The organism is Elusimicrobiota bacterium, assembly GCA_016721625.1.
Classification (GTDB): Bacteria; Elusimicrobiota; Elusimicrobia; order FEN-1173; family FEN-1173; genus JADKHR01.
The window spans coordinates 1,718,361-1,735,021 of the sequence record JADKHR010000001.1 but is presented as its reverse complement, the minus strand read 5'-3'; the positions used below and the strand labels follow the sequence as shown (position 1 = coordinate 1,735,021).

13 protein-coding genes are annotated in these 16,661 nt (G+C 58.8%); all 13 read right to left on the bottom strand.

The features are described from left to right. Positions 1–20 precede the first annotated feature (20 nt). The gene (gyrA, locus tag IPP35_07395; GenBank protein ID MBL0058923.1) at positions 21–2,510 is read right to left on the bottom strand and encodes a DNA gyrase subunit A; all 2,490 of its coding nucleotides are present in this window, start codon (positions 2,508–2,510) and stop codon (positions 21–23) included. Positions 2,511–2,519: 9 nt separating this feature from the next. Then, positions 2,520–2,717, bottom strand: a complete 198-nt coding sequence (locus tag IPP35_07390) for a hypothetical protein (GenBank protein ID MBL0058922.1) — start codon at positions 2,715–2,717, stop codon at positions 2,520–2,522. Next, positions 2,701–3,198, bottom strand: coding sequence for a hypothetical protein (locus IPP35_07385; protein MBL0058921.1), 498 nt, complete (start codon positions 3,196–3,198; stop codon positions 2,701–2,703). The genes IPP35_07390 and IPP35_07385 overlap by 17 nt, the downstream gene beginning before the upstream one ends. Beyond that, a complete protein-coding gene (gene gyrB / locus IPP35_07380; GenBank protein ID MBL0058920.1) occupies positions 3,198–5,801 on the bottom strand; it encodes a DNA topoisomerase (ATP-hydrolyzing) subunit B in 2,604 nt (867 codons plus the stop codon). The genes IPP35_07385 and gyrB overlap by 1 nt, the downstream gene beginning before the upstream one ends. After that, complete coding sequence (locus IPP35_07375) at positions 5,737–6,138, bottom strand: DUF721 domain-containing protein (GenBank protein MBL0058919.1); 402 nt, start codon at positions 6,136–6,138, stop codon at positions 5,737–5,739. Before IPP35_07375 ends, gyrB begins: the two co-directional genes overlap by 65 nt. Further along, positions 6,135–7,286 carry a DNA replication and repair protein RecF gene (gene recF / locus IPP35_07370; GenBank protein MBL0058918.1) on the bottom strand — a complete coding sequence of 384 codons (1,152 nt, stop codon included), beginning with the start codon at positions 7,284–7,286 and terminating at the stop codon, positions 6,135–6,137. Before recF ends, IPP35_07375 begins: the two co-directional genes overlap by 4 nt. A gap of 29 nt (positions 7,287–7,315) precedes the next feature. Further along, complete coding sequence (locus IPP35_07365; GenBank protein ID MBL0058917.1) at positions 7,316–7,900, bottom strand: superoxide dismutase; 585 nt, start codon at positions 7,898–7,900, stop codon at positions 7,316–7,318. A 92-nt stretch (positions 7,901–7,992) separates the two neighbouring features. After that, a complete protein-coding gene (gene dnaN, locus IPP35_07360; protein MBL0058916.1) occupies positions 7,993–9,102 on the bottom strand; it encodes a DNA polymerase III subunit beta in 1,110 nt (369 codons plus the stop codon). Positions 9,103–9,452: 350 nt separating this feature from the next. Next, a complete protein-coding gene (gene dnaA, locus IPP35_07355; protein MBL0058915.1) occupies positions 9,453–10,727 on the bottom strand; it encodes a chromosomal replication initiator protein DnaA in 1,275 nt (424 codons plus the stop codon). Continuing rightward, entirely contained in the window at positions 10,634–10,840 is a 207-nt protein-coding gene (locus IPP35_07350; protein MBL0058914.1) for a hypothetical protein, read from the bottom strand. Before IPP35_07350 ends, dnaA begins: the two co-directional genes overlap by 94 nt. Positions 10,841–11,206: 366 nt before the next feature. Continuing rightward, positions 11,207–14,053 (bottom strand): excinuclease ABC subunit UvrA, encoded by a 2,847-nt coding sequence (gene uvrA, locus IPP35_07345; protein MBL0058913.1) that lies wholly within the window; start codon positions 14,051–14,053, stop codon positions 11,207–11,209. Then, positions 14,050–15,003, bottom strand: a complete 954-nt coding sequence (locus IPP35_07340; protein ID MBL0058912.1) for a M28 family peptidase — start codon at positions 15,001–15,003, stop codon at positions 14,050–14,052. The genes uvrA and IPP35_07340 overlap by 4 nt, the downstream gene beginning before the upstream one ends. A 2-nt stretch (positions 15,004–15,005) precedes the next feature. Further along, positions 15,006–16,646, bottom strand: coding sequence for an L-aspartate oxidase (gene nadB, locus IPP35_07335; GenBank protein ID MBL0058911.1), 1,641 nt, complete (start codon positions 16,644–16,646; stop codon positions 15,006–15,008). Positions 16,647–16,661 lie beyond the last annotated feature (15 nt).

The following is a 16,661-nucleotide window of genomic DNA, read 5'->3' as shown; positions in this document are numbered from 1 at the left end:
TCCTGAAGAGCGGCCTCGTCCTACTTCGTTTCCGCCGGCGCGCTGGACTCCTCGTCGGCCACCACGGGGGCCAGGATGGCGAGCTTGTCGCCTTCCTCCATGCGGACCAGGCGGTAGCCCTGGGTGTTGCGCCCGATGACGGAGAGGTCTTTGGTGTGCACGCGCACCGCCATCCCTTTCTCGGTCATGAGCATCAGATCGTCCCCTTCCATGACCAGTTTGATCCCGATGACGGGGCCGTTGCGATCGGTGGTTTTGATGGTGATGACGCCTTTCCCGCCGCGGCTGGTGTCCCGGTATTCCGAAAGTTCAGTGCGTTTTCCAAAACCGAATTCGCAGGCCGTGACGAGGGTTTCGTTCCGTCCCGGGGCGGTGACTTCCATGCCCACGACCTGGTCCCCTTTCTCCAAACGAATTCCGCGCACGCCGCCGGCCCCGCGGCCCATCAGCCGAACCTCGTCTTGGGGAAACCGGATGCACATGCCGGTTTTGGTCCCGATCAAGACCTCGCACTTGTCTTTGGCCAGTTTCGCGTCCACCAAGATGTCCCCTTCGTCCAACCCGATGGCGATGATCCCGCTTTTGCGGATGGCGTCGAATTCCGCCAGCGCCGTGCGTTTGATTTGGCCGTTTCGGGTGCAGAGAACCAGCCCCATGTCCTTTGTTTTTTCGGGGTCGAAAGAACCGATGGGGATGGCGGAGGTGACTTTCTCATCGGGGTTTAAGGCCACCAGGTTGACCACGGCCTTGCCGCGGGAGGCCCGGTTCGCCTCCGGGATTTCGTAGACCCGAACGCCGTACGCCCGACCGCGCGTGGTAAAGAGAAGGAGGTGGGCGTGGGTGTCGGTCACGAAAAGCTGTTCCACGAAATCCTCTTCTTTCGTAGTCATCCCCGTGACGCCCCGCCCGCCGCGTTTTTGGGCCCGGTAGGTGTCGGCCGGGAGCCGCTTCACGTATCCCGAGTGGGAGAAAGTCACCACCACATCTTCCTGAGGGATCAGATCTTCGAGCTCCATCTCCTGGGTGGCGGCCGTAATTTGGGTGCGGCGTTTGTTGCCGTATTTCTCTTTAATTTCCTTCAGTTCCTCCACGATGACGCCGAGAATCTTTTTGGCGTCCGCCAAAAGGGCCTTGAGACGGGCGATGGTCTTAATGAGTTCCAGATACTCGTCTTCCAGGGCCTTCCGCTCCAAGGCGGTTAATTGGTGCAGACGCATGTCCAAGATGGCCTGGGCTTGAATCCTGGAGAGATCAAACTTTTCCATGAGGGCGGCCCGGGCCATTTCAACGTTCTTGGACTCTCGGATGGTTTTGATGACTTTGTCCAGGTGGTCGATGGCGATGCGCAAACCTTCCAAAATATGGGCGCGGTCTTCGGCCCGTTTCAGCTCGTACTTCGTGCGCCGGACCACCACGTCGCGGCGGTGTTCGACATAGTATTTCAACATCTCCCGCATGGCGAGCACGCGGGGTTTGTTGTTGACCAGCGCCAACATGATGACGCCGAAGGACGTCTCCATCTGGGTGAACTTAAACAGCTGGTTTAACACCACCTGGGCGTTGGCGTCCCGTTTCAATTCGATCACCACCCGGATCCCGTCCCGGTCGGACTCGTCCCGGATGTCCGAGATGCCTTCCACCTTTTTGTCCCGCACCAGGTCGGCGATGGTTTCGAGCAGTTGGGCTTTGTTCACTTGGTAGGGCAATTCGTTGATGATGATGGCCTGTTTGCCGCCCTTGATGTCCTCGATCTCCGTGCGGGCCCGGGTCGTGATGGAACCACGGCCGGTTTCAAAATAGCTTTTGATGCCTTCCCGGCCGGTGATGATGCCGGCGGTGGGAAAATCAGGGCCCTTGATGATCTTAAAAAGTTCCGCATTGGTGATGTCTTCGTTGGCGATGTAGGCCATGACCCCGTCGCACACTTCGATCAGGTTGTGGGGCGGGATGTTGGTGGCCATGCCGACGGCAATGCCGGAAGATCCGTTCACCAGAAGGTTGGGGAGTTTGGCCGGAAGGACCAGGGGCTCGGTCAAGGACCCGTCGTAGTTCGGACCGAAGTCCACGGTGTTTTTATCGATGTCTCCCAGCATTTCCTGGGCGATGGCGTCCAGGCGGACCTCGGTGTATCGCATGGCCGCGGGCGGGTCCGCGTCGACGGAGCCGAAGTTTCCCTGGCCGTCCACCAGCGGGTGGCGGAGCGAGAAATCCTGGACCATGCGGACCACGGCATCGTAAATCGCGCTGTCGCCGTGGGGATGGTATTTGCCCATGACGTCGCCGACCACGCGGGCGCTTTTCTTGTAGGGCTTGTTGTGCGCCAGCCCCATTTCGTCCATGGTGTAGAGGATGCGGCGATGAACGGGTTTCAAACCGTCCCGCACGTCTGGCAGGGCGCGTCCCACGATCACGCTCATGGCGTAGTTGATATAGGACGTTTTCATTTCCTCCTCGATGTTTCGAGGAAGCACGCGGTCCAGCAAATCGCCTTGTTCTTTGGTTTCAGCCATAACGTCTCCTTAATGTTCCCAGGAAGGAATCAATCCCGCTGATTTCTGCTTGTCATAATTGTCACGCAATTGAGGCCGAAAAGCCTCGATGGTCGTTTCCAGCCAGCCGAACCTTTGTTCAAAGGTGGTCGTCCTGGCGATCCGGAGAGCCTGATCTAACCCGGGGTCTTCGACGTGTTCCAAATCCAGATCACCGAACGAGGTCATTTTTGAGGGCCTCCAAAATTCGCACGTCCTCGATATCTTTCCCGCGCCCGGCTTTTTTCTTCATCGCGATCAAATCGTCCCGCCCGCAGACTCGCACGGGAATCGGTCCCAATTGTTTGACAACGGAGCGGGCGTAGAGCCCTTCGAAATCCGTGGGATACTCCACAAAGAAATCGACCACCAAAAAAGGGTCCGACGGATGGTAAAAAGAGAAAACCGTCATGTGTTTTTCATTGATCCAAAAACGGCGTTGGTTCTCATCGGCAAACCCCAAGGGATCCACAGGCGCTCTGGGTTTCAACCCGAGCGCTGTCATGCCGCGCACCGCTTTTGCCGCGTTCTCCCGATCCAACCCAATAACAAAATCCACATCGGCGGTATAGCGGTTGACTCCGTGCGCCAAGGCCGCCAATCCTCCAACAACGACGTAAGCGACCCCCGCCTTTTCCAGAGCCTCAATAGCGGGAAGAAACGGAATCATTACACGTCCAGGTTCTGGACTTCCGCGGCGTGGGCTTCGATGAACTGGCGGCGGGGCTCGACTTTGTCGCCCATGAGGACGGTGAAAATGTCGTCGGCTTCGGAACTGTTGGGTTCGAGTTTCACCTGGAGGAATTTCCGGTTCACGGGGTCCATGGTGGTCTCCCACAACTGTTGCGGGTTCATTTCGCCCAACCCTTTATAGCGTTGGATGGTGGCCCCTTTGCGGCCCGCGTCCTTGATGGCCTCCAAAAGTTCCGCGATGGAGAGGACCTCTTTTTCTTCCCCGTTGATGGACACGCGGTAGAGAGGCTTGCGCTTGTCGTCCTCGGGCTGAAGCGGCTGTTCCAGGGTCACGTCGAACCCCACGTCTTGAAGCTTGTCGGCCAGGAGGTTCACTTTCTTGAGTTCCAAAAGTTCTTTCATGAACGCGCCCAGATCTTCCTCCTCCGACCCGGCGGACCCGGTTCCGGCCTCCCCGGACGCCGCCAGTTCTTTCTGTAATTTGGCTTTCCGGGTTTCAATGAACTCTTCCCGCCAGAGCTTGACGTCTTTTTCCGTGTAAAGGTAACGGGGCCCCGCCTCCTCTTGCACCCGGTAAATGGGAAACTCTTCCTTTTTTCGGAACGAGAGGTAGTCCCCCCATTCCACCCCTTTTTTGTGAAGCCGCTTCCGCAGGGATTCCAGCTCGGCGATGGCCTTGAAAGCTCCTTTCAGCTTGGCCGCGTCCACCGCCGTCCCCGTTTTTCCCTTGGAAAGGTTCAACACTTCCGCCGAATCCAGACCTTCCGCCAGAAGCCACTCGTCCATTTTCTCCTCGGTGTCCACATACATTTCTTTCTTGCCTTTCTTCACCTTGTAGAGCGGCGGTTGGGCGATGTAGACATAGCCTTTCTCGATCATGGGCGTCATCTGCCGGAAGAAGAAAGTCAGCAACAACGTTCGAATATGCGCGCCGTCCACATCGGCGTCGGTCATAATGATGACCTTGTGATAACGAAGTTTGGCCAGGTTCATGCCTTCCTCGCCCTCCGCCTGGCCCACGCCGCATCCCAGAGCGGTGATCAGGGTCCGGATCTCGTCATTGACCAGCATCTTCGACAAGCGGGACTTTTCCACGTTCAGAATTTTCCCTTTCAAAGGCAGAATGGCTTGAAATTTACGGTCCCGCCCCTGTTTCGCGCTCCCGCCCGCGGAATCGCCTTCGACGATGTAGATTTCGCATTTGGCGGGATCCCGTTCTTGGCAGTCGGCCAGTTTCCCGGGGAGCGACGCCGAATCGAGGGCGCCTTTCCGGCGGGTCAGTTCCCGGGCCTTCCGCGCCGCCTCCCGGGCTTCCGCCGAGAGGATGGTTTTTTCGCAAATGCTTTTGGCCGTGGCCGGGTTCTCTTCAAAAAAGGTCGTGAGCGCGTCGCCCACAACGGATTTGACCACGCCTTCCACTTCGGAATTGCTCAACCGACCCTTGGTGTTCCCTGCGAACTGAAGGTGCGTGCTGGCCATCTTGATGGAGATGACCCCCGTGGATCCCTCCCGGGCGTCCTCGCCGGTGATGGTGAAATCCTTCCCTTTTAAAAGGTCGTGCTTCTTGATGTAATCGTTCATGACGCGGGTGAGCGCCGAGCGGAACCCCGAGAGGTGGGTGCCCCCGTCGTGGGTGTTGATGTTGTTGACGAAGGAATACACCTGCTCGTTGTAGCTGTCGTTGTATTGGAGGGCCGCTTCCACGAGAATGTTGTCCTGCTCCTTCTTGATCGAAATGGGGTCCTTGTGGAGGGGGTTTTTGTGGGCGTTGATGAACTTGACGAACTCCACGATGCCGCCCTCGTAGTGGAACGCATGTTGCTTGTCGTCCCGTTCGTCCAGGAGGGTGATGCGGGCGCCGGGGTTTAAAAACGCCAGCTCCCGGAGGCGCCCCATCAGCGTATCGAACGAATACTTCAGGTCCCCGAAGATCTCCGCATCGGGGTGGAAGGTCACGCGGGTACCGCGGTCTTCCGTTTTGCCCGTGATTTTAACGTCCTGCTCGGGTTTCCCACGCCGGTAACTTTGGGCGTAGACCTTGCCGTCGCGATAGACTTCTACCTTCATCCGGTCGGAAAGGGCGTTCACGCAGGAGATCCCGACGCCGTGCAGGCCGCCGGAATATTTATAGGCGTTTTGTTCGAACTTGCCGCCGGCGTGAAGCACCGTCATGACGATTTCCAGGGCGGATTTCCCTTTGAGCTTAGGATCCTTGATATCGTGCTTGGGCTCCACGGGAATGCCGCGGCCGTCGTCCAAAACGGTGACGGAATTGTCTTCGTGGATCGTGACATCCACCGATTTGGCATGGCCGGCTAAAACTTCGTCGATGGAATTGTCCACCGCTTCGTACACCAGCTGGTGGAAACCGTGGGGTCCCGTGTCGCCGATGTACATGGCGGGCCGATGGCGCACGGCCTCCAAGCCCTCCAGCACCTGGATGGAGGATGAGTCGTAGGCGTTCTTGGCGGGTTTCTCAGTCAATTCTGTGGGCACGGATTTCCTCCTGGAAGTCCTATCGTTCTTGGCCGCGCGACTTGCGCGCGGGGGGGGCGCCTGTTTCTTCGGTTTTGTTTTCATGTTTGTCGTCGGAAGGGGACCGGGTCCCTGGGCGGAAAATTATATCAGATAGAGGGGCTGTTCCGCCAAAGGCGGCGTTCATTTTTTTGATCAATTCCCGTTTTCGAAGCGCCAGCCCGTGCGTTCGCACGGGGGTGTCCACCTCCACGTAAAGCCGTCCGTCCCGGACGCCCACCGCCCGGGCCTTCTGGGCTTCCGCTCCTAAAAGGCTGTCCCAGAGTTCAAACAGGGCGTAGTGGCCCGGATCATAGCCGGTGCGGGCCAACACCCCGCTCAGAAGTTCCCGGGCGGAAACAAGAATTTTGGGTTTTTTTTGGGAGGAGGACGGGCGGATCACGCCCGCCGCTCCGCCATTTGTTCCACCAACGGGACCGGGCGGCCCCGGACGGATCCGGCCGCCACCTCAAAGACCCGCGCGCCGGAGGAAGAGGCAAAGTCTCCCCAAACGGAGAAGTCCGTCAAAGTGAGAAAGCATTGCCCCCCGGAGAACAGAAGCTCCGTCAATTGGCCGCGCCGGGCGGGGTCCAATTCCGAGAACACATCGTCCAGGAGCGAGATCGGGACCCGCCCGACCCGTTCTTTTAAGAAAAGCCTTTCTTCCCATTTCCAAGAGAGGGCCAGGGTTCGCGCCTGGCCCTGGGAGGCCCGTGTTTTGGCAAGGTCGTCGTCCAACCGGAATTCAATCTCGTCCCGGTGGGGCCCGATCAAGGTCGAGCCCAGGGCGATTTCTCCCTCGCGAAGGTCCGCCAAGCGCCGCCGGTTGGCTTCCTCCACAGCTTCGATTTCTTCGGCCGGGAGGTGGAAGGAAGGACGGTACACCGCCGCCCCGCGGTCCCGCCCGCCGGAGAGTTCCGATTGCCGCCGCTGGACCCGGGGAGCGAATTCCGCTAGGAACTTGTGCCGGGACACGGTGAGCCGGGCCCCCTCTTTTAAGAGCGAGAGGTCCCAGGGCTCCAAACTCCCGGCCTTGGCCAGCCCGTCCCGAATCCGCCGCAGGGCGGCGTTCCGCTCTTCCAGGAGCTTCGTGTAACGACCCAGAGCCTCGGCGTAATCGCCGTCCACCTGGGCGAGGACCGCGTTGACGGCCCGGCGGCGCACGGCCGGCTCGCCCTTGACCAAATCCATTTCTTCCGGGGAAAAAGACACGAGGGGAACTTGCCCCGCCCAGTCCCGATGACGCAGGATTGGGCGGTTGTTCACGCGAAACTGGCGGACGCGACCGCGTTTTTGGCGGAGTTCCAGGGCCAAAGACTCTTCGCCTTCCACCCGCGCGGTGAGAGCGGCTTCGTCTTTTCCTTCCTGGAGCCAATGGCGGGCTTCGGCCCCCCGATGGCTTTGGCCGGCCGCTAAAACGGCGATCCCTTCCAAAATGTTCGACTTGCCCGCCCCGTTAGAGCCGATAAACACGTTGACCCCGTTCGCGGGTTCCAGGTCCAGACGGGAAAAATTCCGGAACTGGCGAAGACTGAGGGAAACCAGATGCACAAGTTTTTCCGAGGTCGGTGGTTCCGGCCCTAGGCCTTGAAATTCGCCGCCGCGAAATCCCAGTTGGCCAGGCGCCAAAAAGCGTCCACGTATTTGGCGCGGGCGTTCCGATAATCGATGTAATAGGCGTGTTCCCAGACGTCGCACGTTAAAAGCGGCGTTTTCCCTTCCGACAAAGGCGTCCCGGCGTTAGGCATCGTTTCCACGTCCACCCCTCCATCGGGCGTTTTAACGAGCCAGGCCCATCCCGATCCGAACTGTCCGACGGCGTCCTTGCTGAAGATTTCCTTGAAAGCCTCTATGGAACCGAATTTCTTTTTGAGCGCCTCCGCGAGAGGCCCCGACGGTTCCCCCCCCCCGGTGGGACTTAAAGAACGCCAATAAAAGGTGTGGTTCCAGATTTGAGCCGCGTTATTAAAAACGGGACCCGAGGAGGTTTTTCGGATGATCTCCTCAAGAGTTTGCTTTTCATAAGGGGTTCCGGCAACGAGGCGATTGAGGTTGTCCACGTAAGATTGGTGATGTTTGCCGTAGTGAAACTCGAGGGTCTCTTCCGAAAGGTGAGGAATGAGGGCGGTTTTCAGGTAAGGCAAGGGCGGTAGAACATGGGGCATTGGAATCTCCTTAACGAAAGGAATCGATGCACGTGGGGCGAGAAAAGGCGGATACGGGAAACAGAAAAACGATTCTTTCTTTTGAGGGCGTTCTAGCTCACCTGCATGGGCATGACCACGTACTTGTAATTCTCGTCGCCCACGGGGCGGATCACGCCGGGATTTAACGGCGTGGAGAGTTCCAACAAAACCTCGTCTGTTTCCAAGGCTTTAAAAACGTCCACCATGTAGGCGGGGTTAAAGGCGATGGCGAAGGGGTCGCCTTTGTAGCTGACCTCAATTTCCGATTCGACCTCGATGCGCCCTTGGGCGGAGGCGGAGATCTGCAGGCGTCCGGGAGCCAAACTAAAGCGCACGGACCCGCCTCGTTCCATGGTGCCCACAGCGGCCCGTTGGGTGGCTTGGAGGATTTGGCGGGTTTTCATTCGCAATTGAATGTCATGATTTTTAGGAATCACCTGGTCGAAGTTGGGGAAATTTCCCTCGATGAGGCGGGAGATGATGATGATGTCGCGGTATTGGAAAGTGACCTGGTTCTCCGTCAACCCCATCTGGACGTCGGCGCCCTTTTCTTCGTTGGAGAGGATCCGAGCGAGTTCGTTGATGGCTTTGGTGGGAATGATAGCGCCCACAGCGGCTTTGGCGTCCGACAAATCCCGTTGGATGAAAGCCAAACGCCGACCGTCGGTGGCGACGAGGGTGATTTTGCCTTTTTCGATCATGAAGTTGACGCCGTTGAGAACGTAACGGGTCTCGTCCGTCGAAACAGAGAAAGCGGTTTTTCGAATCATTTCGCGCAGGACGACTTGGTTTAAGGAGATGGCCTTTTCTAAACTGAACTCCGGGAGAACCGGGTAATCGTCTTTAGGAAGGCACGCCAAAACACAGCGATCCCGTCCCGATCGGATTTCCATTTTTTGGTTATCCGACATTTTCAGGGTCAAATCCCGGCCGTCGTCCAAGGTGCGGAGGAATTCGCCTAAGGTGCGGGCCGGGACTGTGGTCACGCCTCCGGATTTGACGTCGGCTTTGACATGGCAACGGATTCCGACTTCCAGGTCGGTGGAGGAAAGGCGGAGACCTTCCGCCGTGGCTTCCACGAGAATATTGGCCAAGACGGGGAGAGTGCTCCGGGGAGAGATGGCGTTTTGAACCAGTTGCACTCCTTTAAGGAGTTCTTCTTTTTGGCAATGAATTTCCATGAGGGCCTCTTGTTTGCGAGGTGCGGATAGGGTGCTGGTCAGGTTATTCAAGGGCATCCTCTCTTCTTATATAGGTACAAAGAAAGTCGTCGTAGAAGACGTGCGTGGGAAGATGTTAGTAATTTTGGGGAACTCGTGGAAGTGCATGGTTGTCAAAAGAGCCTGGCCATCGCAAAGGCCGGGGAAAGCTGTGGAAAAGCAAGAGACGTTATCCCCACTGTCCGGAAGAAGTTCTGGAGCCCACAGGAAAACAAAGTTATCCAGAGGTTGTTCAGAGAGTTGTTAAAGGGGATGGCGGTCGGCGCAGAAGAGGTTAAGTTCAAGGGGGTTGGGAAAATGGCCGGTGCCCGTTAACGGGATGGACGAACATCGCCTAAAGCGATGTGGTTTTTGATTTGTTGGGAGATTTTGTTAACGAGGGCGGTGAAGTAAGGGTCCGAGGTCATTTTGCCTTTGATCTTCGTGCAGGCGTGCATCACGGTGGTGTGGTCTTTTCCGCCGAAGGCGTCGCCGATTTCCGTGGTGGAACATTCAGTCAGGGTTCGAGCGATGTACATGGCGATCTGGCGGGGAAAGGCGATGGCGTCTGTCCGGCGTTTTGATTTCATATCTCGCAGGTCCAGATTGAAATGGGCGGCCACAACTTCCTGGATGTCTTCGATTCGGACGGGACGGGAGGAATCGGCGGCGGAGACGATGTCTTTCAGTGTCTCCCGGGCGGAATCGATGGTGAGGGGGGTGCCGGTGAGAGAGCTAAAGGCGACGATTCGGATCAGGCTCCCTTCCAGTTCGCGGATATTGGAACGAATTTGGCTGGCGATGTAGAGAATGACGTCGTCCGGAACGAAGATATTTTCAGAAGCGGCTTTTTTCCTTAAAATGGCGATGCGGGTTTCCAGGTCCGGCGGTTGGATGTCGGCCACCACCCCCCACTCAAAGCGGGACACGAGGCGCGCGCTGACCTTGGTTTCGCCCGGCGTGCGATCCGAAGAAATGATGATTTGCTTGCGGGAATCGTAGAGGGAGTTGAAGGTATAGTAAAACTCCTCCATGGAATTTTCTTTTCCGGTCAGGGACTGGATGTCGTCAATCAGCAGGCAGTCGAGGTTCCGATACTTGCTGCGGAAATCCTTCATCTTATCGAACCGCAGGCCATCAATGAACTCGTTGATAAATCGTTCGGACGTGACATAAAGAACGCGCGCGCCCGGCCGATTTTGGCGGATGGCGTGGCCAATGGCGTGCAAAATATGGGTTTTTCCGAGCCCCACGCCTCCGTAGAGGAAGACCGGATTGTAAGCTTTGCCGGGATCTTTGGCCACCGCCATTCCCGCCGCCTGGGCGAAACGGTTGGAGGGACCCACGACAAAACTTTCAAAAGTGTATTTGGGGTTGAACTGTTCGTCCGTGAAATGGCTTTCGGTTTTGGGCGCCGGGATCGGGTCCACCCGAGCCTCTTCTTCTTTTAAGATCGGTTCGATCTCTTGGGCGGCTTCAAAGCAGAGGGCCGCTTCTCGGCCAAGGAGGCCCTTCAAGGCCTCTTCAATGTCTTTCTGGCAGTTTTTTTGACCCATTCGGAGAAGAACCGGTTTGGCACCTGCAACGTTAGAAGCTGGTCCTCCCATTTTAATGGTTGGAGGGGTTTCAGCCACAAATTGAAGGTTTCTTCCTTAAGGTTCGGTTTAAGCCGTTCAATAACGCCGGACCAGAGGGTTTGAGCTGTTTCACTAACGATCATGGGATTCCTTAGTTATCCACAGACTTATCAACAATTACGAATAATAATTGTGAATTATCTTAATATCTTTTTTAGAGCCAATCTTTGCCATCTTTTGCCGTTCCGTGTCGAAAAAATCCAGGGGCCAGAAGCGCGCCGTTGAAAATTTGGTTGGGAGAAAGGAACGGTGAAGAAGCTTGTGGACATCTTAAACGAAGCCCGTCCAGCCTGTCAAGCGTTCTGGAAAAAATTTACATGGCCGATTTTGTCTATTTTTCCGTGCAGGATGAAGTTTTTTCCGCCGAGATTATGCTCCCAGACCGCTTGTCAAGCTCGTCGTTTTACCGTCGGGAGGTCTTGGACTCCTTTTTTGGGAACGTCACGGCGTCAGGTTTTCGGTTTGACGCGGAGGAGGGGGGCGAGATGGGCCCCGGTGTGGGAAGCGGGCGTGGCGGCCACGGTTTCGGGCGGGCCCTCGGCCACCAGACGGCCGCCGCCGTCTCCGCCTTCGGGGCCCAGGTCCAAAATCCAATCGGCGGTTTTGATGACGTCCAGATTGTGTTCGATCACGAGCACCGTGTTTCCTCCGTCCACCAAGCGCTGGAGGACGCCCAGGAGTTTTTCCACGTCGGCGAAGTGGAGGCCGGTGGTGGGTTCGTCCAAAATATAGAGCGTGTGGCCGGTGGGACGGCGGCACAATTCCGTGGCCAACTTGACCCGCTGCGCCTCCCCTCCCGACAGCGTCGTGGCCGGCTGTCCGATGGCGGCGTAGCCCATGCCCACATCCACCAGCGTCGCGAGAATGCGAGCCACCGATGGAACGTTCTCAAAGAAGACCGCCGCTTCCGTAGCCGGGAGAGCCAACACCTCGGCGATGGATTTGCCTTTATAGGTCACTTCCAATGTTTCAGCGTTGAACCGTTTCCCCTCGCAGACATCGCATTTGACGTAGACGTCGGGCAGGAACTGCATGGAAATCTTAAGGGTTCCGTCTCCCTCGCAGTTTTCACAGCGCCCGCCTTTGACGTTGAAGGAGAAACGGCCGGGCTTGTATCCCCGCCGCCTGGATTCCGGGAGTTGGGCGAACAGGTCCCGGATGGGGCCGAAAGCCCCGGTGTAGGTGGCGGCGTTGGAACGGGGGGTGCGGCCGATGGGGGTCTGATCCACCTCCACGACTTTGTCCACATGCTCGACGCCGAGCAGGGCCTTGTGTCGGCCGGGCTCGTCTTGGGCGTGGTTGATTTTCCGGGCCAGGGCCTTGTGGAGAATTTCACCCACGAGAGTGGACTTCCCCGATCCCGAAACGCCGGTGACCGCCACGAAGAGCCCCAGGGGGATTTTGACGTTGATGTCTTTCAGATTGAACTGGGTGGCGCCCCGGATCTCTAAAAATTCTTTCCCTGGCGTCCGGCGGGCGACGGGAACCGGAACCCCCCGTTCGCCCCGGAGATAGGCTCCCGTGAGGGAACGGGGGGCTTTCAACAGGTCGCCCACGGAACCCTGGGCCACGATCTCGCCGCCGTGGACCCCCGCGCCGGGACCCAGATCCAGGACCCAATCGGCCGAGCGGATCGTTTCCTCGTCATGTTCGACGACCACGAGCGTGTTCCCAATGTCCCGGAGGCGTTTCAACGTCGTCAATAAACGCGCGTTGTCCCGGGGGTGGAGCCCGATGGTGGGTTCGTCCAACACGTACAGGACGCCCACCAACCCCGAACCGATTTGCGTGGCCAAATGGATCCGTTGAGCTTCGCCGCCGGCCAGGGTGGCGGATTCCCGGTCCAGGGTCACGTATTCCAGACCGACGTCCACTAAAAAATTAAGGCGGGATTGGATTTCTTTCAGCACCTGGCGGGCTACGAACCGGGCCTTTTCCGTGAGCGGCAGGGATTTGAAGAACCCGTGGGCTTCCTGGATGGAGAAATGGGTGACCTGGGAAATGGATTTTTCCCCCACGGTGACGGCCAAGGCTTCGGGTTTCAGCCGCGCGCCTTTGCAGTCCGGGCAGAGCTGGCTCCGCATAAACCGGGCCTGAACCTCCTCCTTGACGAAGGCGGAGTCGGATTCTTTGTAGCGGCGTTCCAGGTTGCCGATCACGCCCTCGAATTCTTTGACCTTTTTGCCCCAGGGGGATTGGTGGTCGATCCCTCCGTGGAGGAGGCTCCGCCGCTGTTCCCGGGAAAGGCTTTTCCACGGACGGTCCATGGGAATACGGTTTCGACGGCACACTTCGGTCAAGATTTCCATGTAGTAGCCGGACCAGGATTTTTTCCATCGGTTGGTCCGGGTGGTGACGGGGTCCGCCCAGGCGGCGAGCGCGCCGTCGTTGATGGACAGGTTTTCGTCTGGAATCACCAGCTCTTCGGCCACGTCCAGTTTGACCCCCAACCCATCGCAGGTGCCGCAGGCCCCGTAGGGGCTGTTGAAGGAAAAAAGCCGCGGTTCGATTTCCGGTAGGCTGGTGCCACATTCGGCGCAGGCGAAATGTTCGGAAAAAAGCACGCCCTCGCCCGGCTGGGCCGCGTCCAGGACGCGGAGAAGTCCCCTGGATTCCCGGAGTGCCGTCTCCACGGAATCGGCCAAACGCTGTCGCCCGGCCTCCGAGACCGCCAGACGGTCGATGACGGCCTCCACGGTATGTTTTTTGTAGCGGTCGAGTTTGATCTTTTTTTCGAGGTCCCGCATTTCGCCGTCGACCCGGGCCCGGACGAACCCGGTTTTTTTGAGCTTTTCGAAGAGGGCTTCGTAGGTGCCGGTCCGGCCTTGAACCAGGGGGGCGAGGATTTGAATGTTTTTTCCGGAATACCCCTTAAGGATTTCCGCGATGATTTGACTGGCGGACTGGGACTGGATGGGCCGGCCGCAGGTGGGGCAATGGGGAAGGCCCACCCGGGCGAAGAGCAGGCGGAGGTAATCGTAGATCTCGGTTACGGTCCCCACGGTGGAACGCGGGTTATGGGATGGGGTCCTCTGTTCGATGGCGATGGCCGGAGAAAGCCCTTCGATCAAATCCACGTCCGGTTTCTCCATCAGCTCCAAAAACTGGCGGGCGTAGGCCGAGAGGCTCTCGACGTATCGCCGCTGTCCTTCGGCGTAGATCGTGTTGAAGGCGAGGGAGCTCTTCCCGGAGCCCGAAAGCCCGGTGATCACGATCATTTGGTTGCGGGGCAAGTCGAGGGAGAGGTTTTTTAGATTGTGTTCCCTCGCCCCGCGGATGCGGATGCCGTCGGTCAAGTGGCGAGGGAAAGCACGGCGGCGTGCACGGCGGCCGCGGCGTGGGCCATGCGGGCGTAGTCCAGGGTGTCCGGGGTGTCGGTGGGGCGATGGTAATGGGGATTTCGGAGGTAGGCGGTGTCGGTGATCATGACAGCGGGATAACCCGCGTTCCAAAAACTCTGATGATCGGAATGCTCGATCCCGGCGACCCAGCGGGGGGCGGTCATGCTGTAAATGGGGAGAGGAGACGCTCGCCTCATGACGGGTTTCAAGCGATAGACCCAGGGCGTCTCGCGGATCGATCCCACGATGGACAGAAAATGGGCCCGGTCGGGGTAGAATCGATTCATGAACGGCAGGGGGTAATTCTGGGTTCCCAGCCGCTCATCGTAGTAGCCGAGCATTTCCAAAGAAATCATTAGTTTGACCGCCGCGCCTTCTTTTCGAAGGGCCTGGGCGTGCGTGGTGCTCCCCTGGAGCGCCCAAAGGCCGGGATTGATTTCTTCCAGAGTGTAGGCGACGAGATCCACGCGAGTTTTAAAGGGGACCGTTTTCAGGGAATGCGCCAGTTCCAAGAGAACCGCCACGCCGCTGGCGTTGTCGTCGGCGCCCGGGGTATCGTCCCGTCCATCGTAATGGGCTCCCACCACCACGCGTTCTCCCGTGCGCGGTCCGTAGGAAAGGAGGAGGTTTCGGTAGGTCCGTCCGTTCAGTTCAAAGGTTTGCTCCTCCACCGGCCGTCCAGTGGAGGCCAACTGGTCCCGCACATAACGGGCCGCCTCCTCCAATCCCGGGGCCCCCGCGTGGCGGGGTGAACAACGGGACATATGTTCCACGTGACTCCGCAACAGGGCGGGGTCCACCGGGAGAACCGGAGGACGGCGCGAAATTTCCGGAAGCAACGGTTGGGTCAAGAGAACCCACAGCGCCGCCAGGAGAACCACCGCCCCGACCAGGACCCACGTCATCGTCACGGGTTCGCCCTCCGCCCGAAGCGGCCCTGGAGCGGAAGGCTCTTCTTCCATCGGCGGTCCTCCCGTCGGGGGAAATCGAGGGTGAAGTGCAGTCCCCGGGATTCCCGGCGGGCGAGGGCGGATCGGATGACGAGCTCGGCCACGAGAGCGATGTTGCGCAGTTCCAAAAGGTCCGGCGTGATCAGGAAGTTCCAATAATAATCCTGAATTTCTTTCATGAGAAGCGCGATCCGGCTCCGCGCCCGTTCCAGACGTTTGGTGGACCGCACGATGCCCACATAGTTCCACATGAACCGGCGGATTTCTTCCCAGACCTGGCGGATCACCACCTGTTCGTCGGGATTTCGCGCGCGCCCGGGGTTCCAGGGAGAGACCTCCCGGGCCAGGAGCGGAAACGCCGCGCCGGCCCATCCGGCCCAGGACTCGGCCACGGCGTGGGAAAATACAAGGGCTTCCGGAAGGGAATTGGAGGCCAATCGGTTGGCCCCGTGAAGGCCCGTGCAGGAGACCTCTCCCACGGCCGAAAGCCGGGAAACCGTGGTTCGGCCCTTCCGATCGGTGGAGACGCCTCCGCAGAAGTAATGGGCCGCGGGTACGACCGGAATGGGTTGGGCCGTGATGTCGATGCCGAAGGTGAGACATTTCTCGTGGATTTTAGGGAACCGGCGGCGGAGGAAGTCCGCGCCCCGATGGGTCACGTCTAAGAAGACGCACTCGTCCCCGGTGCGTTTCAATTCGGCGTCAATGGCCCGGGCGACGATGTCCCGGGGGGCCAGTTCGCCCCGGGGATCGTATTGTTTGGCGAAGCGCTGTCCGGCCCTGTTTTTAAGGATGGCCCCCTCGCCGCGGAGGGCTTCGGTGATAAGGAAATTCTTGGCTTTGGGGTGGAACAGGCAGGTGGGGTGGAACTGAACGAATTCCATGTTGGCCAAACGCGCCCCCGCGCGGTAGGCCATGGCCATGCCGTCGCCGGTGGCGATGTCGGGGTTGGAGGTATATAAATAAATCTTTCCGGCGCCGCCGGTGGCAAGGGCCGTGGCCCGGGCGAGAAAGGTTCTCACCTGGCCGGATTCCACGTCCAAGACGTAGGCGCCGCCGCAGGCGTCGTTGGGTTTCAGGGAGAGGCCCAGTCGGCGGCGCGTGAGAAGGTCCACGGCGGAGTGATGTTCGTGAACCGTGATGCGGGGGTCTTGCCGGACCCGGTCCACCAGGACCTGTTCAACGGCGTGACCCGTGGAATCGCCCACGTGCAGAATGCGCCGTTGGGAATGTCCCCCCTCCAGGCCGAGTTCGAAACGGGGTTCTTCGGAAACCAAAGCGGGGGTGGAGGAAAATCGGACGCCCCAGTCGATCAGATCTTGGATGCGGGCGGGCGCCTCGGTCACGACCTTCCGCACCACGGTCTCGTCGCAGAGGCCCGCCCCGGCGGCCAAGGTGTCCCGGACATGCGCTTCGAAGGAATCGTCGCGGGAGAAGACGGCGGCCAGTCCTCCCTGGGCGTAATCGGTGGCGGATTCCGAAAGCTGTCGTTTGGTGACCAGCCGAACCGTGCCGAGGCGGGAAGCCTTGAGCGCCAAAGACAGCCCCGCGATTCCGGACCCAATGATGAGGAAATCGGAGGAAAGGGTTTTAGTCACGGGAGTTTATTCTAT

Coding starts and splice junctions, on each gene's coding strand:
- gyrA (MBL0058923.1), bottom strand. CDS start 2,510: ATGGCTGAAACCAAAGAACAAGGCGATTTGCTGGACCGCGTGCTTCCT.
- IPP35_07390 (MBL0058922.1), bottom strand. CDS start 2,717: ATGACCTCGTTCGGTGATCTGGATTTGGAACACGTCGAAGACCCCGGG.
- IPP35_07385 (MBL0058921.1), bottom strand. CDS start 3,198: ATGATTCCGTTTCTTCCCGCTATTGAGGCTCTGGAAAAGGCGGGGGTC.
- gyrB (MBL0058920.1), bottom strand. CDS start 5,801: ATGAAAACAAAACCGAAGAAACAGGCGCCCCCCCCGCGCGCAAGTCGC.
- IPP35_07365 (MBL0058917.1), bottom strand. CDS start 7,900: ATGCCCCATGTTCTACCGCCCTTGCCTTACCTGAAAACCGCCCTCATT.
- dnaN (MBL0058916.1), bottom strand. CDS start 9,102: ATGGAAATTCATTGCCAAAAAGAAGAACTCCTTAAAGGAGTGCAACTG.
- dnaA (MBL0058915.1), bottom strand. CDS start 10,727: ATGGGAGGACCAGCTTCTAACGTTGCAGGTGCCAAACCGGTTCTTCTC.
- IPP35_07350 (MBL0058914.1), bottom strand. CDS start 10,840: ATGATCGTTAGTGAAACAGCTCAAACCCTCTGGTCCGGCGTTATTGAA.
- IPP35_07340 (MBL0058912.1), bottom strand. CDS start 15,003: ATGACGTGGGTCCTGGTCGGGGCGGTGGTTCTCCTGGCGGCGCTGTGG.